This is a genomic window from Kineococcus rugosus, from assembly GCF_050871975.1.
Taxonomy (GTDB): Bacteria; Actinomycetota; Actinomycetes; order Actinomycetales; family Kineococcaceae; genus Kineococcus.
In genome coordinates, this window is the sequence record NZ_JBJLSJ010000002.1 from 143,565 (window position 1) to 166,873 (window position 23,309).

General features: G+C 76.6%; 21 protein-coding genes. 13 read left to right on the top strand and 8 right to left on the bottom strand.

Annotated features, from left to right (window positions below; genetic code table 11):
- Positions 1 to 3: 3 nt before the first annotated feature.
- The 4 genes from ACRYM6_RS01730 to ACRYM6_RS01745 are packed head-to-tail and all read right to left on the bottom strand — an operon-like array spanning position 4 to position 2,672.
- Positions 4 to 480 carry a hypothetical protein gene (locus tag ACRYM6_RS01730; protein WP_432540684.1) on the bottom strand — a complete coding sequence of 159 codons (477 nt, stop codon included), beginning with the start codon at positions 478 to 480 and terminating at the stop codon, positions 4 to 6.
- A 16-nt stretch (positions 481 to 496) separates the two neighbouring features.
- The gene (locus ACRYM6_RS01735; RefSeq protein WP_432540685.1) at positions 497 to 901 is read right to left on the bottom strand and encodes a RidA family protein; all 405 of its coding nucleotides are present in this window, start codon (positions 899 to 901) and stop codon (positions 497 to 499) included.
- On the bottom strand, positions 898 to 1,728 hold the full coding sequence (locus tag ACRYM6_RS01740; protein ID WP_432540686.1) for an IclR family transcriptional regulator: 831 nt from the start codon (positions 1,726 to 1,728) through the stop codon (positions 898 to 900). The genes ACRYM6_RS01735 and ACRYM6_RS01740 overlap by 4 nt, the downstream gene beginning before the upstream one ends.
- On the bottom strand, positions 1,725 to 2,672 hold the full coding sequence (locus ACRYM6_RS01745) for a sugar kinase (RefSeq protein ID WP_432540687.1): 948 nt from the start codon (positions 2,670 to 2,672) through the stop codon (positions 1,725 to 1,727). Before ACRYM6_RS01745 ends, ACRYM6_RS01740 begins: the two co-directional genes overlap by 4 nt.
- 92 nt (positions 2,673 to 2,764) lie before the next feature.
- Between ACRYM6_RS01745 and ACRYM6_RS01750 the strand changes: the two genes are divergently transcribed.
- The 4 genes from ACRYM6_RS01750 to ACRYM6_RS01765 all read left to right on the top strand — a co-directional run bounded on the left by ACRYM6_RS01750 (position 2,765) and on the right by ACRYM6_RS01765 (position 7,832).
- On the top strand, positions 2,765 to 4,060 hold the full coding sequence (locus ACRYM6_RS01750) for a type III PLP-dependent enzyme domain-containing protein (protein ID WP_432540688.1): 1,296 nt from the start codon (positions 2,765 to 2,767) through the stop codon (positions 4,058 to 4,060).
- The gene (locus tag ACRYM6_RS01755) at positions 4,057 to 5,640 is read left to right on the top strand and encodes an N-acyl-D-amino-acid deacylase family protein (protein WP_432540689.1); all 1,584 of its coding nucleotides are present in this window, start codon (positions 4,057 to 4,059) and stop codon (positions 5,638 to 5,640) included. The genes ACRYM6_RS01750 and ACRYM6_RS01755 overlap by 4 nt, the downstream gene beginning before the upstream one ends.
- 108 nt (positions 5,641 to 5,748) lie before the next feature.
- Complete coding sequence (locus tag ACRYM6_RS01760) at positions 5,749 to 6,372, top strand: bifunctional 4-hydroxy-2-oxoglutarate aldolase/2-dehydro-3-deoxy-phosphogluconate aldolase (RefSeq protein WP_432540691.1); 624 nt, start codon at positions 5,749 to 5,751, stop codon at positions 6,370 to 6,372.
- Positions 6,372 to 7,832, top strand: a complete 1,461-nt coding sequence (locus tag ACRYM6_RS01765) for a GntP family permease (protein ID WP_432540693.1) — start codon at positions 6,372 to 6,374, stop codon at positions 7,830 to 7,832. Before ACRYM6_RS01760 ends, ACRYM6_RS01765 begins: the two co-directional genes overlap by 1 nt.
- Before the next feature lie 30 nt (positions 7,833 to 7,862).
- Here ACRYM6_RS01765 and ACRYM6_RS01770 read toward each other — a convergent pair whose 3' ends face one another.
- Positions 7,863 to 8,609, bottom strand: coding sequence for an SOS response-associated peptidase (locus ACRYM6_RS01770; protein ID WP_432540695.1), 747 nt, complete (start codon positions 8,607 to 8,609; stop codon positions 7,863 to 7,865).
- A 209-nt stretch (positions 8,610 to 8,818) separates the two neighbouring features.
- Between ACRYM6_RS01770 and ACRYM6_RS01775 the strand changes: the two genes are divergently transcribed.
- From ACRYM6_RS01775 to ACRYM6_RS01790, 4 genes are all read left to right on the top strand, one after another.
- The gene (locus tag ACRYM6_RS01775) at positions 8,819 to 9,970 is read left to right on the top strand and encodes an epoxide hydrolase family protein (protein WP_432540697.1); all 1,152 of its coding nucleotides are present in this window, start codon (positions 8,819 to 8,821) and stop codon (positions 9,968 to 9,970) included.
- 332 nt (positions 9,971 to 10,302) lie between these two features.
- Positions 10,303 to 13,071, top strand: a complete 2,769-nt coding sequence (locus tag ACRYM6_RS01780; RefSeq protein WP_432540698.1) for an ATP-binding protein — start codon at positions 10,303 to 10,305, stop codon at positions 13,069 to 13,071.
- Positions 13,072 to 13,232: 161 nt separating this feature from the next.
- Positions 13,233 to 14,021, top strand: coding sequence for an alpha/beta fold hydrolase (locus tag ACRYM6_RS01785; protein WP_432540783.1), 789 nt, complete (start codon positions 13,233 to 13,235; stop codon positions 14,019 to 14,021).
- 8 nt (positions 14,022 to 14,029) lie between these two features.
- Positions 14,030 to 14,875 (top strand): alpha/beta fold hydrolase, encoded by an 846-nt coding sequence (locus ACRYM6_RS01790; RefSeq protein WP_432540699.1) that lies wholly within the window; start codon positions 14,030 to 14,032, stop codon positions 14,873 to 14,875.
- A gap of 106 nt (positions 14,876 to 14,981) precedes the next feature.
- On the opposite strand, the gene ACRYM6_RS01795 is transcribed toward ACRYM6_RS01790, so the two are convergent.
- A complete protein-coding gene (locus ACRYM6_RS01795; protein ID WP_432540700.1) occupies positions 14,982 to 15,890 on the bottom strand; it encodes a DUF3626 domain-containing protein in 909 nt (302 codons plus the stop codon).
- 152 nt (positions 15,891 to 16,042) lie between these two features.
- Here ACRYM6_RS01795 and ACRYM6_RS01800 point away from each other — a divergent pair, with 152 nt between their 5' ends.
- The 3 genes from ACRYM6_RS01800 to ACRYM6_RS01810 all read left to right on the top strand — a co-directional run bounded on the left by ACRYM6_RS01800 (position 16,043) and on the right by ACRYM6_RS01810 (position 18,830).
- Complete coding sequence (locus ACRYM6_RS01800) at positions 16,043 to 17,491, top strand: dihydrolipoyl dehydrogenase family protein (protein ID WP_432540701.1); 1,449 nt, start codon at positions 16,043 to 16,045, stop codon at positions 17,489 to 17,491.
- A gap of 216 nt (positions 17,492 to 17,707) precedes the next feature.
- Positions 17,708 to 18,193 (top strand): hypothetical protein, encoded by a 486-nt coding sequence (locus ACRYM6_RS01805; RefSeq protein ID WP_432540702.1) that lies wholly within the window; start codon positions 17,708 to 17,710, stop codon positions 18,191 to 18,193.
- A gap of 328 nt (positions 18,194 to 18,521) precedes the next feature.
- On the top strand, positions 18,522 to 18,830 hold the full coding sequence (locus ACRYM6_RS01810; protein WP_432540703.1) for a hypothetical protein: 309 nt from the start codon (positions 18,522 to 18,524) through the stop codon (positions 18,828 to 18,830).
- 95 nt (positions 18,831 to 18,925) lie between these two features.
- On the opposite strand, the gene ACRYM6_RS01815 is transcribed toward ACRYM6_RS01810, so the two are convergent.
- Positions 18,926 to 19,270: a hypothetical protein gene (locus ACRYM6_RS01815; protein ID WP_432540704.1), complete on the bottom strand. Its 345-nt coding sequence runs from the start codon at positions 19,268 to 19,270 to the stop codon at positions 18,926 to 18,928.
- A 155-nt stretch (positions 19,271 to 19,425) separates the two neighbouring features.
- Between ACRYM6_RS01815 and ACRYM6_RS01820 the strand changes: the two genes are divergently transcribed.
- Together ACRYM6_RS01820 and ACRYM6_RS01825 are read left to right on the top strand one after the other, a co-directional pair.
- A complete protein-coding gene (locus ACRYM6_RS01820) occupies positions 19,426 to 22,167 on the top strand; it encodes an ATP-binding protein (protein ID WP_432540706.1) in 2,742 nt (913 codons plus the stop codon).
- 133 nt (positions 22,168 to 22,300) lie between these two features.
- The gene (locus tag ACRYM6_RS01825; RefSeq protein WP_432540707.1) at positions 22,301 to 23,047 is read left to right on the top strand and encodes an alpha/beta fold hydrolase; all 747 of its coding nucleotides are present in this window, start codon (positions 22,301 to 22,303) and stop codon (positions 23,045 to 23,047) included.
- Positions 23,048 to 23,123: 76 nt separating this feature from the next.
- On the opposite strand, the gene ACRYM6_RS01830 is transcribed toward ACRYM6_RS01825, so the two are convergent.
- A complete protein-coding gene (locus ACRYM6_RS01830; protein ID WP_432540708.1) occupies positions 23,124 to 23,276 on the bottom strand; it encodes a hypothetical protein in 153 nt (50 codons plus the stop codon).
- Between the last annotated feature and the right edge of the window lie 33 nt (positions 23,277 to 23,309).

A 23,309-nucleotide genomic window follows, 5' to 3' on the forward strand; every position in this document is an offset into this window, starting at 1 on the left:
ACCCTACGACCCGTCCCCGCCGCCCGCGCGAGCACCCGGGCCCGAGGTCGGTGGCGGGACCGGCAGGGGCCGGGAGCGCAGGCACCACGGGGTGCAGGACCAGGCCGCGGCGGCGGCGACCCCGCCGGCCACGGCGGCCCACCCGGGCCGGTGGGCCCCCGGCGGCAGGCCCCCCGCCGCGGCCAGGCCGATGAGGACGCCGCAGCACAGGGCCGGCGCCACCCGCGCGAGCAGGGCGTGGCGAGGGGCCAGGTGCACGGCCAGGCACCCGGCGACGGCGCCGCTGAACACCCCGAGGACCGCCCCGACGAGGGCGCCGAGCCCGGTCCCGAAGAACACGGCGGCGCCGGTGGAGAACCCCTCGTCCCCCAGCAGGGTCCAGGTGCCGGTGACGGCTCCGCCGGCCGCGCCCAGCACGGTGCCGGCGGCTGCGGTGCGGGCGGTGCCGGCCCAGCGGCGTCGGCGCTCCTCCGGGCTCACCGGTGACCTCCCGGGGTCAGTCCACGCAGGCGAGCGCGTCGACCTCGACGAGCATCTCCGCCCGCGGCAGGCCGGTGAAGACCGTGGTGCGGGCGGGCAGCACGCCGGAGGGGCAGCGGGCGGTCACGAACTCGGCGTAGACCTCGTTCATGGCCGCGAAGTGGTCGCGGGTGGTCAGGTACACCCGGAGCATGACGACGTCGTCGAACCCGGCGCCGCCGGCCCGCAGGACGGCCTCGACGTTCTCCAGGGTCCGGCGCGTCTGCGCCTGGACGTCGCCGGGGAAGAGGTACTCACCACTGGCGGGGTCGACCGGGCCCTGGCCGGAGACCTGCAGGAGCGGGCCCTTGCGCACGCCCTGGGAGAACATCGGCATCGGGGCGGGGGCCTCGGAGGTGGTGATCGCGGTGCGGGTGCTCACGGGACGGGCTCCTCGGTGGGTTCGGTTTCGGTTTCGGGTTTGATGTCGGGTTCTGGATCGGGTTCGGGTTCGGTGGGCGGGGCGGGCAGGTACCCGCAGGCCCGGGACACCTCCCGCGTCGCGGACAGCAGCTGCGGCACCAGGTCGTGGACGGCGTCGCGCGGCAGGAGGACGTCGGGGACGGAGATCGACACCGCGGCCAGGACGCGGCCGCCGGGCCCCAGGACCGGAGCGCCGACGCAGTTGATGAACGTCTCGTTCTCGGCGTCGTCGTAGGCCCAGCCGCGTTCGGCGACCTCGGCGGCGGCGGCGAGCAGTTCGCGCGGGGACGTCAGGGTGTTCGGGGTCAGCCGGGGGTAGTCCAGCGCGTCGGCGAGCGCCTCGCGCTCGGGCAGCGGCAGGGCGGCCAGGAAGACCTTGCCCACGGCCGTGCAGTGCAGGGCGGCGGGGGAACCGATCCGGGAGGCCATCCGCACGGCCGCGTCGCGCGGTTCGAGCTTGTCGACGTAGGTGGCGGTGCGGCCGTCGAAGGCGGCGACGTGGACGGTCTGCCCCACCTCGTCGCGCAGCCGCCGCAGCCGGGGAGCGGCCAGGGCGCGGACGTCGATGTCGTCGAGGGCCTGCTGGGCCAGGCGGAACAGCCCCGGGCCCAGGGAGTAGCGGAAGTCGTCGGTGCGCTGGACGTAGCCGCTGTCCTCCAGGACGCGCAGCAGGCGCAGGACGGTGCTCTTGTGGACGCCTTCGGCCTCGGCGAGCTCGCCGAGGGTGGCGGTGCCGGCGGCGACCCGTTCCAGCAGGGCGATGGCGCGCAGCAGGGACTGGCTCACGCGACCGGCTCCGGCAGCTGCCGGGGCTGGTCGCCGCGCACGACGAGGGTCGCGGCGGCGCAGCGGTGGCCCAGCAGCACGGCGTCGGGGACGGGCAGGCCGGTGTGGCGCCCGGCGAGGTACCCGGCGGCGAAGGCGTCCCCGGCGCCGACGGGTTCGACGACGTCGACGGTCAGGGCGGGCACGTGCAGGTCGGGGCGGCCGGGTTCGAGGACGAGGACGCCGCGCTCCTCGGCCTTGAGCAGGATCCGCCGGGCGCGGGGCAGGGCGGCGCGGACCCCGGCGGCGGTGCCGGTGCCCAGGACCCGCACCGCCTCGTCCTCGCCGAGCAGCACCTCGTCCGCGGCGTCGAGCAGGCGGTGCAGGGGGGCGTCGTCGAGGTCACGCCACAGGGCGGGGCGGTGGTTGAGGTCCACCGACAGCACGGTGGGCAGGGGGCGCAGCAGGTCGGCCAGGGCGTCGCAGGTCCGGCCGGCCGAGGCGGACAGCCCGGGGGTGATGCCGCTGACGTGGACGGTGCGCGAGCCGGTGAGCAGGGCCGCGACCGCGGGGGCGGCGAGCAGTTCCGGGGTCATCGCCGAGGCGGCGGAACCGTTGCGGTAGTAGTGCATCCGGGATCGGCGCGAGCCGTCGGCGGCGGTGCCGGGGGCTTTGACGTACAGCCCGGTGGGGCGGTCGGGGTCGATCTCGACGCCGCTGACGTCCACGCCGTGCTCGCGTGCCACGTGCAGGACGTGCTCCCCGAAGCCGTCGTCGCCCAGGCGGGAGACCCAGGCCGTGGGGACGCCGAAGCGGGCCAGGGTGAGCGCGACGTTGAACTCCGCGCCGCCGACGGTGCGGGTGAACCGGTCGGCGCGGGCCAGGGGGACCTCCTCGACGGGGGTCAGGACGGCCATGGCCTCACCGACGCAGGTGATCGCGGGGGAGGGCGTTGACCGGGGCATGGCGCGATGCTAGAACAGCGACGACGAAATGTGCAACACCCATTGCGTGAGATGCAACGACGCGGCCGGATCGGCCGCGCAGAGGAGTGCCCGTGGACTACGACGCCACCACGACCGGGATCCTGGGACCGACCCACAAGGCCGCCCCGGTCACCGCCCACGGCCTCGACGCGGCCGCGCACGCCGCGACCCGCCCCGGTCTGGACGAGATGCCCACCCCGCTGGTGACCCTCGACGCCGGGTCCGCGAGGCACAACGTCGCCGCGATGGCCGCCTGGGCCCGCGCCGCGGGCGTCGACCTCGCCCCCCACGGCAAGACGACCATGGCCCCCTCGCTGTGGCGCCAGCAGCTCGCCGCCGGCGCCTGGGGCATCACCGTGGCCACCCCCTGGCAGCTCACCTTCGCCCTGGCCACCGCCGCCACCACCGGCCTGCGGACCGTCCTGGCCGCCTACCCCGTCCTGGACCCCGCGGTGCTGCGCCACCTCGGCCGGGCCCGCACGACGCGGGTCCTGGTCTGGGCCGACGGCGTCGACGTCGTCGCGGCCATGGCCCCGCACGTCACCGGCGCCGCCGAACCCCTCGACGTCCTCGTCGAGCTCGGCGCCCCGGGCGGGCGCACCGGGGCCCGTTCCCTGGCCGCCGCCGTCGAGACCGCCCGCGCCGTGGCCGCCACCGACGGCCTGCGCCTGGCCGGGGTCGCCGGCTACGAGGGGGCGCTGGCCCACGACGCCTCACCCGCCAGCCTCACCGTCGTCCGCACCTACCTGCACGACCTGCGCCGCCTGCACGAGAGCCTGCTCGCCGCGGACCTGTACGGCCCGGTCCCCGGCGGGATCGTCGTGAGCGCCGGCGGCAGCGCCTACTTCGACGCGGTCGCCGACCTCCTGGCCCCCCTGCACGACCCCGCCGGCGAGCGCGGACCCGCCGTCCGCACCGTCGTGCGCGCCGGGGCCTACCTCGCCCACGACGACGGTTTCTACGCCGGCATCACCCCCATGGGCCGCGGCGCCGGGGAGGGGTTCCAGGCGGCCCTGCACGGGTGGGTGCGCGTGATCTCCCGCCCCGAACCGGGGCTGGCGCTGGCCGACGGCGGCAAGCGGGACCTGCCCTTCGACGAGGGGCTGCCCACCGTGCAGGCCGTGCGCCGCGGCGGGACCGGGGACACCACCGCGCTGCACGGGGCGAGCGTCACCGCCCTGAACGACCAGCACACCTTCGTGCGCCTGACCGGCCAGGCGCAGGACCTCGCCGTCGGCGACGTCCTGCGCCTGGGCCTGTCCCACCCCTGCACCACCTTCGACAAGTGGCAGCTCATCCCCGTCCTGGACGACGCCCGCGCCGCGCAACCGCACCTGGTGGACTACCTGCGGACGGTGTTCGGGTGACCCGCCCGCTGCTCGTGCGGGGCGCCACGCTCGTCGACGGCACCGGCGCACCCGGCCGCCGCGGCGACGCCCTCGTCGCCGACGGCCGGATCGCCGCCCTGGGGGAGGTGGGGGACCGCGGGGACTGGGGGGAGGCCGCCGGCGCCGAGGTCCTGGACGCCACCGGCCTCGTGCTGGCCCCGGGGTTCATCGACATGCACGCCCACTCCGACCTCGCCGTCCTCACCGACCCCGAGCACCTGGCCAAGACGACCCAGGGCGTCACCACCGAGGTCGTCGGCCAGGACGGCCTCAGCTACGCCCCGGTCGACGAGGCCACGCTCGCCGTCCTGCGCGAGCAGCTCGCCGGCTGGAACGGCGTCCCCGACACCGCGTTCGGCTGGCCCGGCGTCGCCGCCTACCTCGAGCGCGTCGACGCCGGGGCCGCGGTGAACGTCTGCTACCTCGTCCCGCAGGGCACCGTGCGCATGCTGGTCGTGGGCACCGAGGACCGGGCCGCGACGCCCGCCGAGCTGGACCGCATGCGCGCCCTGGTGGGCGAGGGCATGCGCGACGGCGCGTTCGGGATGTCCAGCGGGCTGACCTACACCCCCGGCATGTTCGCCGGCACCGACGAGCTCGTCGCCCTGGCCGCCGTGGTCGCCGAGCACGGGGGTTTCTACGCCCCCCACCAGCGCTCCTACGGCGCCGGGGCCCTGCAGGCCTACGCCGAGGTCGTCGAGGTGGCCCGGCGTTCGGGGTGCGCCCTGCACCTGACCCACGCCACCATGAACTTCGCCCCCAACGCCGGGCGCGCCGGGGAGTTGCTCGACCTCGTCGACGCGGCCTCGGCCGCCGGGGTCGACGTCACCCTCGACACCTACCCCTACCTGCCGGGTTCGACCACGCTGGCCGCGGTCCTGCCCAGCTGGGCCTCGGCCGGCGGCCCGGCGGCGACCCTGGCCCGGTTGCAGGACCCGGAGGCGTTGCGGCGCATCCGGTACGCCGTCGAGGTCGAGGGGTCGGACGGGTGTCACGGCGTGACCGTCGAGTGGGGCACGCTGCAGATCGCCGGGGTCCGCGACCCGGGGCTGTCCGCCGTCGTCGGCGAACGCGTCCGCGACTTCGAGATGTTCGTCGACCTGCTCGTGCGCGACCGGCTGGGGACCACGATCCTGCAGCACGTCGGGCACGAGGAGAACGTGCGCACCATCATGCGCCACCGCGCCCACACCGTCGGCAGCGACGGGCTGCTCGTGGGCGAACGCCCCCACCCGCGCGCCTGGGGCACCTTCCCGCACTACCTGGGGCACTACGTCCGCGAGGAGGGCGTCCTGGGGCTGGAGGAGTGCGTGGCCCGCATGACCTCCCGCCCGGCGGCGCGGCTGGGCCTGCGCGACCGGGGGGTCCTGCGTCCCGGCGCCGTCGCCGACCTCGTGCTCTTCGACCCCGCGACCGTCGCGGCCGGGGCGACCTTCGACGAACCGCGCCGACAGGCCGTGGGGATCCCGCACGTCCTGCTCGGCGGGCGGTTCGTCGTCCGCGACGGGGTGCGCACCGCGGCGACGCCCGGCCGGGCGCTGCGCCACCGGGCCGCCTGAACCACCGCCAGAACCACCGCCAGAACCCCGGCCCGCCCGCACGTCCAGGACCACCCGACCCCGCCGCCGGCGACGCCCGGCGGCCCCTCCCGAGGAGGAAACCCCGCAGTGCTCGACACCCTGTTCACCGACCGCGTGGTGTGCGTCGTGCGCGCCCCCGTGGTGCCCGACCCCGTCGCCCTGTGCGAGGCCCTGGCCGCCGGCGGCATCCGCACCGTGGAACTGACCCTGACCACCCCCGGGGCGCTGGACCTGCTGCGGAAGGCCGCCGGCGCCACCGGCACCGCCGAGGCCGGCGTCGCTCTGGGCCTGGGCACCGTCCTGACCGCCGACGACGCCCGCGCCGCGATCGACGCCGGGGCCCGGTTCCTGGTCACCCCCGGCCTGCGCCCCGCGGTGGCCGAGGTCGCGCGGGCGGCCGGGATCCCCTTCCTTCAGGGGGCCCTGACGCCCACCGAGGTGCTGGACGCCCACGAGGGCGGTGCGAGCGCGGTCAAGGTGTTCCCCGCCTCCGCGTTCGGCCCGGCGTACCTGAAGGACCTGCACGGCCCCTACCCGGACCTGCGGCTCGTGCCCTCGGGCGGCATCACCGCCGGCAACGCCGCCGACTTCCTGGCCGCCGGCGCGGCGGCCGTGACCGCCGGCACCGGGGTCGTGCCGCCCGACGTCGTCGCCGCGGGCGACTGGGCCGCGATCACCGCCCGCGCCACCGAGTTCACCGGAGGACTCTGATGCTCACCTGGCTCCACGAGTCGACCGCCGGCCTGCTGCTGCTGTGCGCGCTGGCCATCGCCGTCCTGCTCGTCCTCATCATCAAGGTCAAGCTCGAACCCTTCATCGCGCTGCTCATCGCCGGGTTCGCCCTCGCCCTGGCGGCCGGCCTGCCCGTCACCGAGATCGTCGGCACCGCCCTGTCCGCCTCGGACTCGGTGCTGGAGAAGGGGTTCGGGGGGATCCTGGGGCACATCGCCGTCATCGTCGGGCTGGGCACGGTGCTGGGCGCGATCCTCGAGCGTTCCGGCGGGGCCGACGTCCTGGTCGCCAAGCTCACCGGCCTGTTCGGCGAGCGCGGAGCCCCGGTCGCGATGGGCCTGACCGGCCTGATCTTCGGGATCCCGGTGTTCTTCGACATCGGCATCTTCGTGCTGGCCCCGCTGACCTACATCGCCGCCCGCCGCGGCGGCCGCTCGCTGGCGCTGTACGCGCTGCCGATGCTGGCGGGGCTGTCGATGACCCACGCTTTCCTGCCCCCGCACCCCGGGCCCACGGCCGCGGCCGGGTTGCTGGGCGTCGACCTCGGCTGGGTCATCCTGATGGGCCTGGTGTGCGGCCTGCCCGCCTTCGCCGCCGCCGGGATCGCCTGGCCGTACGTCATCGGCCGCCGCATCCACGTCGAGGTGCCCGCGGAGTTCGTCCAGGACACCCGGCCCCCCGCCGGCGGGGCCGGTGACGGTGCCGACGGAGGTACCGGTGGTACCGGTGGCGGTGGCGGTGGTACCGCCGTGGCCGAGCGGACCACCACCCCGGTCCGCCTCCCGACCGTGCTCGGCATCGTCGCCGTCCCCCTCGTCCTCATCCTCGGCGCCACCTTCGGGACCGTCACCCTGGAGGAGAGCAGCCTGCTCAGCGTCCTGACGTTCCTGGGCAACCCCGCCGTCGCGCTCACCGTCGCGGTGCTGCTGGCGTTCTGGCTGCTCGGGGTCCGGCGGGGCACCAGCGTGGCCGAACTGGGCTCGGTCACCGCCGACTCCCTGCGCCCGGTCGGGATGATCCTGCTCGTCGTCGGCGCCGGGGCGTTCTTCGGCAAGGTCATCTCCGCCACCGGCGTCGGCGCCGCCCTGGCCGACACCATGAGCGACGCGGGCCTGCCGGTGATCCTGCTGGCCTACCTCATCTCCTGCGGCCTGCGCGTGGCGCAGGGATCGGCCACGGTGGCGCTGGTCACCACCGGCGGGATCGTCGGCCCGCTCGTCGAGGGCGCCGGGTACTCCCCGGCGCAGCTGGCCGTCCTGGCCATCGCCATCGCCTCGGGCTCCATCATCGCCAGCCACGTCAACGACGGCGGTTTCTGGATCATCTCGCGGTACTTCGGGATGACCGTGAAGCAGACGCTGGCGACGTGGACGGTGCTCGAGACGATCCTGTCCGTCGTGGGTTTCGCGATGGTGGCCCTGGTGTGGGCCTTCCTCTGACGCGCGCCGCGGTGCGGGGGCCCGGCCGGATCAGGTGACCGGCGTCAGCAGGTCGGGGGAGTCGTTGCGGGGGGAGTTCACCGCGGTCGACACCTCGTGGGTGGCCAGTTCCGGTTCCGGCAGCGCCTCGAGGACCTGCCGGACGAGGTCGAGGTCGGTGAGGGTGGGGTCCAGCCAGTCGTCGCGCACGTCCGGGGGCACGATGACGGGGGTGCGGTCGTGGATGTGGCCGAGGGCGTCGCCGGCCCGGGTGGTGAGGATCGTGAACGTCCACAGCCACCGGTCGGGGTCGTCCTCGGCCTTGGCGGGGTCGGGCCACACCTCGTACAGGCCCGCGAAGGCGAGGACCCCGCCGTCGGGGGCGTGCAGGAAGTGCGGGACCTTCTGCGCGCGGCCCTCCCGCTCCTCCCACTCGTAGTACCCGTCGGCGGGCACCAGCAGACGCCGCCGGGCGGCGGCCCGCTTGAACGCGGGTTTCTCGGTGACGGTCTCCACGCGGGCGTTGACCATGCGGTTGCCGATCCTGGCGTCCTTCGCCCACACCGGGACCAGCCCCCAGCGCAGGGTCCGCAACTGCCGGGTGACCGCACCGGAGCCCGCGCCCGCGCGCTCGTCCGTTCCGTCGTCCCCGCGCGGGGCGCGTTCGAGGACGACCCGGGCCTGCTGCGTGGGAGCGATGTTGTAGGACGCCGGCGGCGGGTCGCCGACGAGCTCACCCACGTCGAACAGGTCGGCGAGCTCGTCGTCGGATCGGGAACGCGCGTAGCGGCCACACACGTACCGCAGTGTCCTCCGCGACGACCGTCGACGCACGAGCAGCGGGCCGCGGCACCGGGGCCTGCTGCGGCGAGGAGGGGGAGGGTTCCACCGGTCTCGCCGCAGGGGGCCGGGACCCGTCCCCGTCCCCGGTGGCGGGGACCTCACCGCCAGGACCGTCGTCCCCGTCGGCTGGCCGTCGGGACGAACCCCTGCGCCAGGATGACCCGATGCAGACCCCTCCCGCTGTCCCCGAGCTCCCCTCGGTCCCGGCCCGGGTGCCCGACGACGTCCTGCAGGACCTGCGCCGGCGGCTGCTGGCCCACCGGCCCGTGCCGCTGCCCCCGCTGCCGCCCGGCGCGGCCTGGGACCGCGGCACCGACGCCGCCGCCCTGGCCGAGCTGGTGCACCACTGGGCCGCCTCCTACGACTGGCGGGTCCACGAGCAGCGCATCCGGTCCTGGCCCTGGCACCTGGCCCACGTCGAGACCGCCGACGCCCGGCGGACACCGGTGCGGGCGGTGCACCAGCGCGCCGCCGCGCCCGGGGCCACCGCGGTACTGCTGCTGCACGGCTGGCCGGACTCGGTCCTGCGCTTCGAGCGGGTCCTGCCGCTGCTGGCGCGCCACCACGTCGTGGTCCCGGCGCTGCCCGGTTTCCCCTTCGCCGCACCCGTGGCCGGTGCGGGCCTGTCGGCGCGGCAGATCGCGGTGGTGGTCGCCGGGCTGATGGCCGACCTGGGGTACGCGCGCTACGTCGTCTCCGCGGGCGACGTGGGCTGCGACGTCGCCGAGCACCTGGCCGACCTGCACCCCGACCGGGTCAGCGCGCTGCACCTGACCGACGTGTCCCAGTACCACTTCCTGGTCCAGCCCCCCAGCGACCCGAGCCCGGCCGAGCGGGACTACCTCGCCCACGGCCACGACTGGCAGGCCCGCGAGGGCGGCTACATGCACGAGCAGCGCACCAAGCCCCACACCCTGGCGGTCGGGCTGGGGGACTCCCCGGCGGGGCTGCTGGCGTGGCTGCTGGAGAAGCTGCGCAGCTGGACCGACTGCGGCGGCGACGTCGAGGCGGTCTTCTCCCGCGACGAACTGCTCACCTGGGTGGCCGCGTACTGGGTCAGCGGGTGCATCGGCACCTCCTTCACCCCCTACGCCACCGGCGGGGACCTGCCGCAGCGGATCACCCCACCGGCGGTGTTCACCGTCTTCCCGCGCGACCTGGTCAACGCACCGGAGGAGTTCGCCCGGCGGATCTTCGACGTCCGCTCCTGGCACCGGGAACGGGCGGGGGGCCACTTCGCGGCCTGGGAACAGCCGCAGGCCTACGCCGCCGGGGTGCACGAGGCCGTGGAACTGGCCGCGAGCGCCTCCCGCTGACGGCTCCCCGCCCACCGCTCCCCGCCCACCGCTCCCCGCCCACCGCTCCCCGCCCACCGCTCCCCGCCCACCGCTCCCCGCCCCTGCACCACCCCGGACGGAGTCGCCCGACCACGTCGCGTGCCCCGCCGGTGCACCCGGGGGACGCGCTCGCCGGAACGGCCACCGGCGGCCGTTCCGGGAGCCGGCGGCCGTGTCCGCCCGTCGTACGATTCGCCGGTTCAACCGGAGCCGGTCGCGATCGGGCAGCGGGCCGTGGACCGTGGACCGTGGGTCGCGGGCCGGTGCCGCGCGTCCCGGTCCCGCGGCGGCGGCGAGGAAGTGGGTGGGTCGTGCGTCGAGGGACGCTGCTGGGCCGCGACGGCGAGCGCCGGCTGCTGGCGGGGCTGGTCGAGCAGGCGGCCGCCGGCTCGGGCGGGGCGGTGGTCCTGCTCGGTCCCCCCGGGATCGGCAAGTCGACGCTGGTCGCCGAGGCGGCGGCCCGGGCCGCCGACCACGGCGTGCGCGTCGTGACGGCCGTGGGCGTCGAGTCGGAGGAGGACGTCCCCTGCTCGGGTCTGCACCAGCTCGTGCACCAGCTGCGGGACGGCGTCGAGGACCTGCCCGGCCCCCAGCGCGCCGCGCTGCGCGCCGCCGTCGGGCTCACCGACGAGGTCGTCCCCGACCTGTACCTCGTCGGCCTGGCCGCGCTGACCCTGCTCTCGGACGCGGCGGCCAGGACCCCGCTGCTGGTCGTCCTGGAGGACGCCCACTGGATGGACCGGGCCAGCCTGGACGTCCTGGGCTTCGTCGCGCGGCGCATCGAGTCCGACCCCCTGGCCGTGCTGGCCGTCACCCGCGGCACCGACGACCGGCTGGGCGGCGCCGGCCTGCCGGTGCTGCAGCTGGAGCCGCTGACGGAGGAGACCTCGGCGCGGCTGCTGGACGAGGTGGCCCCGGACCTGGGACCGCAGGTGCGCCGGCGGCTGCTGGCCGAGGCGGCCGGCAACCCGCTGGCGCTGACCGAGCTGCCGGCCGCGCTGCGGGCGGTCGGCGGGGCCTACGCGCTGACCCCGGGACCGCTGCCGCTGACCGAACGGCTCGAACGCACCTTCACCGCCCGCGTCTCCCGGCTGCCGCCGCCGACCCGCACCGTCCTGCTGCTCGCGGCCCTCAACGGTGACGGCACCCCGGCCGAGTGCCTGGACGCCGCGTCCCGGCAGCTGGGGGTGCCGCTGGACGCCACGACCCTGGGACCGGCCGTGGAGGCGGGCCTGGTCGAGGACGGCGGCATCGCCTTCCGGCACCCGCTGGTCCGCTCGGCGCTGCACCACGCCGCGACCACCGCCGAACGCCGCGCCGCGCACGCCGCCCTGGCCGAGGTGCTGCACGACCAGCCCGACCGGCAGGCCTGGCACCGCGCCGCCGGCGCCGACGGCCCCGACGAGCAGGTCGCCCAGGACCTGGACTCCACCGCCGGCCGGGCCCTGCGCCGCGGCGGCGTCGCCGTGGCCCTGGCCGCGCTGCGCCGGGCCGCGGACCTGACCTCGGACCCCTCGGCCCGCGCGGACCGGCTGCTGCGCGCGGCCGAGCTCGCCCTGGAGTCCGGTCAGGCCGACGTCGCCGCGCACCTGCTCACCCGGGCGCGCTCGCTGGACCTGTCGGTCTGGGACCAGGCCCGGGCGGCGTGGGTCGGCAGCGCCCTGCTCGAAGGCGTGCACGGCGACGGCACCGCCTCGGCCGAACTGGCCGAGACCGCCGTCACCATCGCCGCCGGCGGTGAACCCGGACTGGGCCTGCGCATGCTGTGGAGCGCTGTCCTGCACTGCTTCTGGGGCGACCCGGGACCGGCGGCACGCACCCGCGTCGCCGCCGCCGCCGACCGGATGCCCGTGCGGGCCGACAACGCCGAGCTGGTCGCCCTGCGGGCGTTCTGCGCCCCGGTCGAGCGCGGACGCGACGTGCTCGAACCCCTGGCCCGGCAACTGGGACGCTCGGCCCCGGACGCCGAGGGCGACCAGCTGCTGGGCGGCGCGGCCGTGACCGTCGGCGCCCCCGCGCTGGCGACCCGCCTGACGGGCAGGTCCCTGGACGTCCTGCGCGCCCAGGGCCGGCTGTCGATGCTGACCCGGGCCCTGTGCGCCCACGCCGCGGGCGCGACCCGCCTCGGCGACGTCCGCGCCGCGCTGCTGGCCGCCGACGAGTCCGCCGACCTGGCCCGCGAGACCGGCCAGCCGCTCGTGCACGCCATGGTCGACGCCGTCCGCGCCCAGCTCGCCGCCGTCTGCGGGGACCCCCGCGCCGAGGCGTGGGCGGCCGAGGCCGAGCGCGTGGCCCTGCCCGCCGGCGCCCGCACCGTGCTGTCCATCGTGCAGACGGCACGGGGCCAGGCCGCCCTGTGCCAGGGCCGCTACGGCGACGCCTTCGCCCACCTGCACCGCGTCTTCGACCCCGCCGACCCCAGCTTCCACCCCTGGTTGCGCTTCTACGCCCTCGCCGAGCTGGTCGAGGCGGGGGTGCGCAGCGGGTCCACCGGCCCCGCCCGCGCGCTCGTGCGGGACCTGGCCCCCCTGGAGGCGCTGGCCCCCTCCCCGGCCCTGCTGTGCGGGCTGCGCCTGGCCCGCGCCCTGCTCGCGCCGCAGGACGCGGCCGAGCCGCTGTTCCGGGCGGCCCTGGACGCCGCGCCCTTCGACTGGCCGTTCGAACGGGCCCGGGTCCAGCTGGCCCTGGGCGGCTGGCTGCGCCGCCAGCGGCGGCCCGCCGAGTCCCGCGCCGTCCTGCAGGCCGCCTGCGAGACCTTCGACGCCCTCGGCGCGTCCGCGTGGGCCGAACGGGCCCGCCAGGAACTGCGCGCGGCCGGGGCGTCCTCCCCGCGCCAGGACCCCGCCGCCGTCGACGGGCTGACCCCGACCGAGCTGCACGTCGCCCAGCTCGCCGCGCAGGGCCTGACGAACCGGGAGATCGGGGAACGGCTGTACGTCTCGCCCCGGACGGTGGGCACCCACCTGCAGCGGATGTTCCCCAAGCTGGGCGTGGCCTCCCGCGGTGAGCTCGCCGCGGTGCTGCGCACCACGACGCACGCCGCGCCGCACGACGCGACGTACGCCACGGACGTCGGCTGACGGACGCGGCCGGACCCGCCGGTTCCCTACGTTCGTGCCGTCCCGCTCCGCACCGGGCGGAGGGGACGGGAAGGCACACCGTGGGAACCATCACCGTCGGCACCGTCAGCGCCGTCGACACCCAGGGCGCTGCGCGCGCCGAGGGCCCGACCACCGTCGAACTGCACTACGAGGACCACGGCTCGGGCCAGCCGGTCGTCCTCATCCACGGCTACCCGCTGGACGGGCAGTCCTGGGAGAAGCAGACCACCGCGCTGGTCGAGGCCGGCTACCGCGTCATCACCTACGACCGCCGCGGTTTCGGCCGCTCGGGCCGGACCATGACGGGCTACGACTACGACACCTTCGCCGCCGACCTGAACCAGGTCCTGACCGCGCTCGACCTGCGCGACGCCGTCCTCGTGGGCTTCTCCATGGGCTCGGGCGAGGTCGCCCGCTACCTGTGCACCTACGGTTCCCAGCGCGTGGCGAAGGCCGCGTTCCTCGCCGCGCTGCAACCGTTCCTGCTGCAGACCGACGACAACCCCGCCGGCGTCCCGCAGACGGTGTTCGACGGCATCGCCGCGCAGGCCGAGGCCGACCGCTTCGCCTGGTACGAGAACTTCTTCGTGGACTTCTTCAACACCGACGAGAACCTGGGGACCCGCCTCAGCGAGGCCGCCCTGCGGGCCAGCTGGATCACCGCGATCGGCTCGGCGCCGGTGGCGGCGTACCGGTGCGTCCCGGCGTGGCTGACCGACTTCCGCGCCGACGTCGAACGCCTCGACGTGCCGTCGCTGATCCTGCACGGCACCGCCGACCGGATCCTGCCGATCGACGCCACCGCCCGCGAGTTCCGCCGCCGCCTGCCCGGGGCGCGCTACGTCGAGATCGACGGCGCCCCGCACGGCCTGCTGCTCACCCACGCGGCCGAGGTCAACGCCGCCCTGCTCGACTTCCTCGCGAGCTGAGGCGCGCCGTGCACGAAACCCACCCCACGCGCCGCGCGGCCGTCGGCGCCGGCGCGCTCGCCGCGGTCGCCGGGTTCACCGGGTTCACCGGGTTCAGCGCGCTCGGCGCGCCGAGCGCGGTGGCCGCGCCCGTCCCCGCACCCGCGTCCCCCTCGGGGCGCAGACCCACGATCGTCCTGGTCCACGGCGCGTTCGCCGACGGCTCCAGCTGGGGTCCGGTCCTGGAACGGTTGCACCGCAGCGGCTACCCGGCCCTCGCGGTGGCCAACCCGCTGCGCGGGGTCCGCTCCGACGCCGACGCCCTCCAGGCGCGGCTGGCCACCCTCGACGGTCCCGTGGTGCTGGTCGGGCACTCCTACGGCGGCGCCGTCATCACCAACGTGGCGGCGCGCCCGGGGCAGGTCCGGGCGCTGGTGTACGTCGCCGCGTTCGCCCCGGCGCAGGGCGAGTCCGCGGCCCAGCTCGCGGCGCAGCACCCCGGCAGCACGCTCGGTCAGACGCTGGCGCCGGTCCCGCTGCCCGACGGGTCGCAGGACCTGTACATCCGGCCCGCGCTGTTCCACCGGCAGTTCGCCGCCGACGTCCCCGCGCCCCGGGCCGCGCTCATGGCCGCCACCCAGCGCCCCGTGCGCGACACCGCCCTCGAGGAGGCGTCCGGCAGGCCCGCCTGGGCCGACGTCCCCTCCTGGTTCCTGCTGGCCGGCGCCGACCGCAACATCCCGTTGCGGTCCCAGCGGTCCATGGCCCAGCGCGCCGGTTCCCGGGCCACCGTGACGGTCGAGGGGGCCTCGCACTCCGTGGCCGTCTCGCACCCGGGCGCGGTCGTCCAGCTCATCACCCGCGCCGCGAGCTGAACCGGCCGCCCCGCAACGCCTCCGCGACCGCAGGCGGCGAGCCGGTGGAACCCCGCACGCGGAGGGAGGGGAACCGCGTGCGGTGCAGGCCGCGGGGGCGGGCCCGTCACCGCGACGGCCACCCGAAACGGGCCAGGCAGTGCCAGACCCGCTTGAGGACCTGCTCGTCCTCACCACCGGCGCGGGCCGCGGCGCCGACGACCCACGGGGTCAGGACACCGCCGGCGGTGCCGGCGGCGAGGCGGGCCGCCGCGGCCACGACGACCGGGCCGCGGTACCCGGGGTGGCGGGCGACGGCCCGCGCGGTGGTCCTGAACCCGGGGTGCCACTGCACGGCGACCCCGAAGCGCCGGCCGAACCGGTCGGCGTCGTCCTCGACGTCGGTGCCGCGGTGGCTGGGGTCCAGCACGAGGGCCTCCACGTCGCGCTCGAACCGCAGACCGCCGTGGACGTGGGCTTCCACGTAGTCGTCGAGCAGGTCGCGGGTGCCGGTGTCGGGCCGCTCCCGCCGCACCCGCAGCAGGTCGAAGCGGGCGGCGGTGGCGACGTCGACCGGTTCCTCGGCGCTGTCGGGGTAGCAGAAGGTGGCGCGGGGCAGGACGTGGGCGTGCAGGCGCAGGTGCGCCGAACCGAAGCGGGGTGAGCCGCCGACGGCGTGCTGCCGGTGGTTCAGGGAACCGTAGACCGGGCGGGACGCCGGCGGTGCGGTGTCGTAGGCGCCGGCGAACAGGCGCGACTCCCACCTCCAGCGGTCCCCGCCGGGGTGGGCGCTCAGCCCGCCGTTGCCGGTGCCGGTCTCGAACTGCGAGCGGTAGCGCCCGTCGGCGCTCATGGCCCGCAGGACCGGTACCGCGCCACGGGTGCGGGTGCCCGCCCCGGGACCGCGGACGAGGCGGTCGGGGTGGAAGTGCACGGTGATCGCCCAGGCGGGGTCGAGGGGGCCGCCGGGGGCGCGCCGGCCGACGTGGGCGACGGCCCGTTCGGCCGGGGTCGTGGTGGACGCGCGGGGAGGCACCCGGTCAGCTTGCCGACGGCCACGGCCGGTGGGCCAGACCGCCGGGCCAGACCGCCGGGTACCCCGTGCGGTCGGCGGCGGGGACGGACCGCGTGGCCACCGTCACAACGGGCGAGGTGGCGGGCCCGCAGGCACCGCGGGACGGTGTGCGGGTGAGTTCCCCGACGCCCACCGCCGTCTCGACCTCCCCGTCCCCGGTGCGCGCCACCGCGGTCGACTCCTACGACGTCGTGGTCGTCGGCGCCGGCCCGGCCGGGGTCTCGGCCGCGGTCCGCGCCGCCGAGCTCGGCGCCCGGACGGCGCTGCTGGAAGGTTCCCGCACCGGGGGGACCTGCGTGAACACCGGCTGCGTGCCCACCCGGGTGCTGGCCAAGACGGCCCGGCTCGTCCGCGAGGTCCGCACCGCCGCGGAGTACGGCATCGCGGTGCCGCAGCAGAGCGTGGACTGGCCCGCGACCGTCGCCCGCGTGCGCGCCACCGTCGAACGGGTCCAGGCCGCGAAGGCGGACCCGCGACGGCTGGCCGACCTCGGCGTCGACCTGGTGCTCGAGGGCCGCGCGCGCTTCGTCGACCCGCACGTGCTCGAACTCGCCGCGACCGGGCGGCGGGTGCGCGGCGAGAGCGTCGTGCTGTGCGTCGGTGGACGCTCCCGGCGGCTGCCGCTGCCCGGGGCCGACCTCGCGACCTACCCCGAGACCGTCCTGGACCTGCCCTCCGTGCCCCGGCGCCTGGCCGTCGTGGGCGCGGGCAACACCGGCGCGCAGCTCGTGACCGTCTTCGGCGCCCTGGGCAGCGAGGTGCAGCTGCTGGACCTCGCCCCGCGGGTCCTGCCGACGGCGGACGCCGACGTCTCGCACGCCGTGCGGCGGGCGTTCGAGGAACAAGGCGTCCGGGTGGCGACGGGCATCGACGCCGTGCACTCCCTGCACCGGCGCGCCGACGGGGCCATCGACCTGACCTGGTCGCAGGACGGCGCGCGGCGCGAGGAGGCGTTCGACGCCGTCGTGATGAGCGTCGGCTGGCCCGCGGCGCTGGACGGGCTGGGCCTGGAAGCCGCCGGGATCGAGGTCTCCCGCTCCGCCATCGCCGTCGACGAGCACCTGCGCACCTCAGCCCCCCACGTGTTCGCCGCGGGCGACGCCAACGGGCAGTCGATGCTCGTGCAGGCCGCCCACGCCGAGGCCGAGGCCGCCGCCACCAACGCCGTCCTCGGCGCGACCCGCCGCACCCCCCACCTGCTGCTGCCGTCGGGAGGGTTCACCGACCCCGACTACGCCGGGGTGGGACTCACCGAGGACGAGGCACGGGCGCGGGACCCGCAGTGCCTCGTGGCGACCGTGCCGTTCGCGGCGGTGGAACGCGCCGTCATCGACGACCGCACGCGCGGGTTCCTCAAGCTCATCGCCGACCGGCGGCGCGACGTCCTGCTGGGCGCCCACGCCGTGGGGGAGGAGGCCGTCGAGATCGTGCAGGCCGTGACGACGGCGATGGCCGCCGGGATCGACGTCGCGACCCTGGCGCGCGTCGAGTTCGCCTACCCCACCTACAGCGCCGTCATCGGCGAGGCCGCGCGACGGCTGATGCGCACAGCCGTCGCCTGAGACCCCCGCCGCCCGTGGAGCGCAGGTGCGGGGGCCCGCCCGATTCCGGCGCGCAGCCCGGCGCTGCGGACCCCGCGCAGCGACCGGGAGACCGGCGCCGGCCTGCTGAGGACGGTGGGTGCCCACCGGGCTGCGGACCGCCACACCGGCCCTGCGATCGGGTGGTTCACGCCCTCCAGGTGGGCGACGCCGCCACGGAGCACGAGGATCCGAGGCATGTCGACGACGTCGAAGCGCCAGTCCCCGGCCCCCACCGACGACCTGGACGTGCGCGCCCCGCGGTGGGCACGGATCTACACCGTCGTGTTCGCCACCGCCTGGCTCAGCCTCCTGGGCTCCCTCGCGGTGCGTGGACTGCGCGACGGCGACGCCGGAGCGCTGGTCACCGTGCCGATGGCGGCCGTGGGGATCGTCCTGTTCAGCCGGTTGCTGCTGCTGCGCGCTCGCACGCACGGTGAGGAACTGGTGGTGCGCAACGCCCTGAGGACGCGGCGCATCCGGCGGGCGGACGTCGAGGACGTCCGGACGGGCGCGCCCCGGGGCGGGCCGCTGACCGTGGGGGAGGCGGTGCTGGTGCTGGTCCGCGACGGGTCGATGGTCAGCGTCGAGGCCACGACGCGCACCGGCTGGACCGCCCCCGGACGCCGGGAGCTGGCCGAGAACCGCGAACGGCTCCTCGCGTGGGCACGCAGCCCCCGGTGACCTGCGCACCTGGTCGTGGCCGAGCCCCGGGGCGTGACCCGGGCATGACCCGGGCATGACCCAGGGCTTGACCGGAACCCTCCGATCGCGGGACGACCGGCAGGTGCACGGCCGCCGGTCCTCGTCGACGGCGGGCGTCAGGCTGCTGGTGCAGGCGGTGCCGCCGCACCCGAGCCGCCGCGCCCGGCCACGGGTACCCGTCCCCGGGCTGGACGTGGCGGGGCTGTCGAGGACGCCCCGCGCTCGGCGGGTGTCCCCGCCGCGCACCGTCGCCGGGGTCGCCACGACTCCAGTGCGCTCCTCGGGGCCGGCGACCTGGCGTGGCCGCGTGGACGACCCCGGTGCCGCCCGCCCCTTGAGCGCGGACGAGGCCGACGTGCTGGCCGCACCGGGGTGCCCGTGCGGGTGCGGCACCACCGCCTTGCTCGTCACCGACGCCCACGCCCCGCGCGCGAGCGTCCTGGACGCCCACCCGGCGGCCGCCGACTTCACCGCTCCGGGGCAGGGCGGGGTGGTCACCCTCACCACCGCCGACGGGCTGCTGCAGGAGCTGCGCCTGTCGTGGTGGGGTGAGGAACCCACGCCGATGCCGCGGGCCGCGGACCTGACCCACCCGTGGTGCGCCCCCGGGAGGTGATCCGGCGGTGGGGTGCCACCCGGTGGTGGTCGACCACGGCCGCCCAGGGCCAGGCAGACGCCCGCCGCGTCGTGAGCGGGCGCGCACCGGGTCGCCTACAACTCCCTCAGATCGGCATCCACGGACGAGGTGAGGCGACGGTTGTGCACCACCGTGCCCAGCACGTCGGGCACCCAGATCACCAGCAGCGCCAGCAGACCGCCGTACCCGCCGGCGACGCGTCCCACGCCCCACCACACACCCGCGGCGGTGCACGCAACCGCGGCCAGGGACAGCGCCCACCAGGTCCTGCTGGTCACCACCGTGCCGGTGTCGCGGTCGAAGCGGCGGACGGTGAAGGGCAGGTACCGCCCGGCGTTCTCCCGGCTGCGCCGGCGGGCGGCAGCCAGACCCAGCAGCACCGCGACGCCCCAAGCGGCGGCTCCCAGCAGCACCGGCACCCACCTCCTCGGGGAGCAGCTTGCCAGGTCGGCCCAGCCAGGATGCGCTGCCCCGGCACCGGCTACCACCACCTCAGCCGCGCCCCCGCGAGCGCGCACTACCCTGACCGTCGTCGAGGTGGTCGCGCCTCGCGGCAGCCGAACGGTGGTGGGCGTTGAGGGGCGCGGACGGGACCGCGGTCGACGTGGTGGGCCGCGACGCGGAACTCGCCGCGCTCGAACGGCTCACCGGTGACGTCCAGCACCGCGGCGCCGCCGTCCTCGTCCGGGGCGAGGCCGGGATCGGCAAGTCGGCCCTGCTGAACCTCGCGGGCCACGACGCGGCCCAGCGCGGCCTGCGGGTGCTGCGCGCGACCGGCGTGGAGTCCGAGACCACCCTCCCGTTCGCCGGCCTCCACCAGCTCCTGCGGCCGCTGTTCGGCCGGCTCCCCGCGCTGCCCGCCCCGCAGCGGCGCGCGCTGATGGCCGCGTTCGGCACGACCGACGACACCGCCGCCGAACTCTTCCTGATCGGCCTGGCAGCGCTGAACCTCCTCAGCGACAGCGCCACCGACCGACCCCTGCTGCTGCTCGTCGACGACGCGCACTGGCTCGACCGGCCCAGCGCCGACGTCCTCGGCTTCGTGGCCCGACGGCTGGAGTCCGAACCGGTGGTCCTGCTCGCGGCCCAGCGCGACGACTTCCCCGACGTCCTGGCGGGTCCGGGGCTGCAGGAGCAGCACCTGCAGCGCCTGGACCGGCGCACCGCCGAGGAGGTGCTCGTCCGCCGCGCCCCGCACCTGGACCCGACCACCCGGGCACGCCTGCTGGACGTGGCCGCGGGCAACCCCCTCGCGCTGGCGGAACTGCCCCTGGACGGCGCGCACGACGACGCCGACCCCCCGACCCTGACCGCCCGGCTGGAGCACGCCTTCGCGGCCCGGCTCCCCGCGCTGCCCGACGCCACCCGGGACGTGCTGCTCGTCGCCGCGCTGGAGGACGACCAGACCCCGGGGGAGTCCCTGACCGCCGCGAGCGCCCTGCGCGGTGAACCGGTGACCGCCCAGGCCCTCCTCCCGGCCGTCGAGGCCGGACTGGTCGCCGTCGACGGCGGGACGCTGACCTTCCGCCACCCGCTGGCCCGCCACGCGATCCGCCAGCAGGCCACCCCACCCCGACGCCGGCGTGCCCACCTCGCGCTCGCACGGACCTCACGTGAACCCGACCGGCAGGTCTGGCACCGGGCCGCCGCCGCCGACGGCCCCGACGACGCCCTGGCCGCCGAGCTGGAGGAGGCCGGCGCCCGTGCCCGACGCCGCGGAGGCGCGGCCGCAGCACAGGCGGCGATCGAACGCGCGGCCCGGCTGACCGCCGACCCGGCCGAGCGGGCGCGACGCTACCTGCGTGCCGCCGAGCTCGCGTTCGAACGGGGACGCCCCGACGCCGTCGACCGGCTGCTGCGCCAGACCACGACGCTCGACGTGCCCGCACGGGAACGGGTCCGCATGACCGTCATCCGGGACGGGTTCGAAGAAGGCGTCCACGACGTCCGCACGGGCACCCGGATGCTCACCGAGGCGGCCGTCGAAGCAGCCGCCGACGGCCGAACCGACCAGGCGCTGCAGTTCCTCCGCGCCGCGGCGCTGCGGTGCTGGTGGGCCGAACCGGGCACCTCGGCGCGCGCCCGCCTGCTGGAGGTCGTCGAGCAGACCCTCGGGCTCGACGACGTGCTCGCGCTCGAGGTGCTCTCGTACGTGGCGCCGTTCAGCCGGGGCGCGGTGCTGCTCGACCGGCTGCGCACCGTGGCCGACGGCCCGATCGACACCGCGCGGGCCCAGGCGGCCGGCGAGGCGGCGAGCGTCGTCGGGGACTTCCCCCTCGCCGTCCAGTTCCTGACGTCGGCGGTGACCGGCCTGCGCGGGGACGGCCGGCTCGGGCTGCTGGCCCGCGCCCTGGCGGTGCAGGCGTGGAGCGCGCTCAACGTCGGGCGCTTCGACCTGGCCGCCACGGCCGCGGACGAGGCCGCCCGGCTCGCGGCCGACTCCGCCCAACCGCTGATGGGCACCGTCGCCCGGGTGGTCCAGGCGGTGGTCTCGGCGGTCCGCGGCCCCCAGGGCGTTCACGACGCCGGCGACGCCGGCGACGTCGAGGACCGCCTCGCCGACGCGGCGCGGCTGGGGCTCCAGGTCGACTCCCGCGCCGTCCTGGCCGGCGTCCAGGTCGCCCGCGGAGCCGTCGCGCTCAACCACGGGCAGCACCACACCGCCTGGGACCACCTCCTCCGCGTGTTCACCGCGACGGACCCCGCTCACCACCCCGTGGTGCGCACCTTCGCCGTCACCGACCTGGTCGAAGCCGCCGTCCACAGCGAGCACCGGGCGGACGTCGAACCGATCGTCGCCGAACTCGAGACGGTCGCAGCACGCACCCCGTCCCCGGCACTGCACATCGGGCTCCAGCACGGCCGGGCCCTCCTGGCCGCCGACGACGAGGCCGAACACCTCTTCGCCGCGGCCCTGACGACCGACCTGAACCCCTGGCCCTTCGCCCGCGCCCGGCTGCAGCTGGCCCACGGCGCCTGGCTGCGCCGGCAGCGCCGGGCCGCGGAATCGCGCGCCCCGCTGCGCGCCGCGCGGGACACCCTCGACGCCCTGGGCGCCACCGCCTGGAGCGACCGCGCGCGGCAGGAGCTGCGCGCCTCCGGCGAGCAGAGCCGACCACGCACCCCCGAAGCGCGCGAGCAGCTCAGCCCCCAGGAACTGCTGGTCGCGCAACTGGCCGCGGACGGTCTGACCAACCGGGAGATCGGCGCGCGCCTGTACCTCTCGCACCGGACGGTCGGCACGCACCTGCACCGCGTCTTCCCCAAGCTGGGCATCACCTCGCGCGGGGCCCTGCGGACCGCGCTCGGCGCCTGACCGGCCCGACCACCGTCGGCGGGACCGTCATCCGACGTACGCGGAGCGGGGACCGGGCTCCCTAGCGTCGACCCACCAGCGCAGGGGACGGCCGCACCGGTCGTCCGGCCGCTGCCGACCGAGAGGGACGACGATGACCGACGACGACCGCACGAGCGCCACGACCGGGGACCACCCCACGGTGGTGCTCGTGCACGGCGCCTTCGCCGAGTCCGCGAGCTGGAACGGGGTGATCGAGCAGCTGACGGTCGACGGCTACCCGGTCGTCGCCGCAGCCAACCCGCTGCGCGGCCTGGCCGACGACGCCGCCCAGCTGCGCAGCCTCCTGGACCGGGTCGGCGGACCGATGGTGGTGGTCGGCCACTCCTACGGCGGCTCGGTGGTCAGCGTGGCCGCCGACGGGCACCCCGGCGTGCGAGCCCTCGTCTACGTGGGCAGCTTCCTGCTGGCGGAGGGCGAGAGCACCGGCGAGCTGGCCGGGAAGTTCCCCGGCAACGAACTGGGACCGGCCCTGGACCCCGTCCCCGTCAGCGACGGGCGCGGCGGCACGGTCACCGACCTCTACATCCAGCCCGAGCGGTTCCGGGCGGTCTTCGCCGCCGACGTCGCCCCCGAGATCGCCGAACTGATGGTCGCGACCCAGCGGCCCATCACCAGCGAAGCCCTCTCCGAGAAGGCCACCGCCGCGGCCTGGCGCACGATCCCGTCCTGGACCCTGGTCACGCGCCAGGACCTCGCCGTCCCGCCCGAGGCGCAGGTCTTCATGGGCCGGCGAGCCCAGTCCCGGATCGTCGAGGTCGACGCCTCCCACGCGGTCGCCGTCTCCCGCCCCGGCGCGGTCGTCGACGTGATCGTCCAAGCCGCCCGCGCGACGGCCTGAGGAACAGCCGCACCCCGCCCGCCGGGGGAGCACGAGTCCGGCGAGACCGCGAAACCCCCTCCCGCAGGGCGACGGTTCACCTCGCGTGCCGTCGTCCCAGGGCTCGCCACGAGCCGGCGCGCCCCTCGACCCCGGCGACCAGGTCGAGCACCGCCCGCGGCCCCTCCGCGACCGCCACCGGACGGCACTCCTCGGTGAGGACGATCGCGGCGACGTCGGTGAGGGGCACCCGGACGCGGGTCGTCCCCCGGTCGAGGCCGCC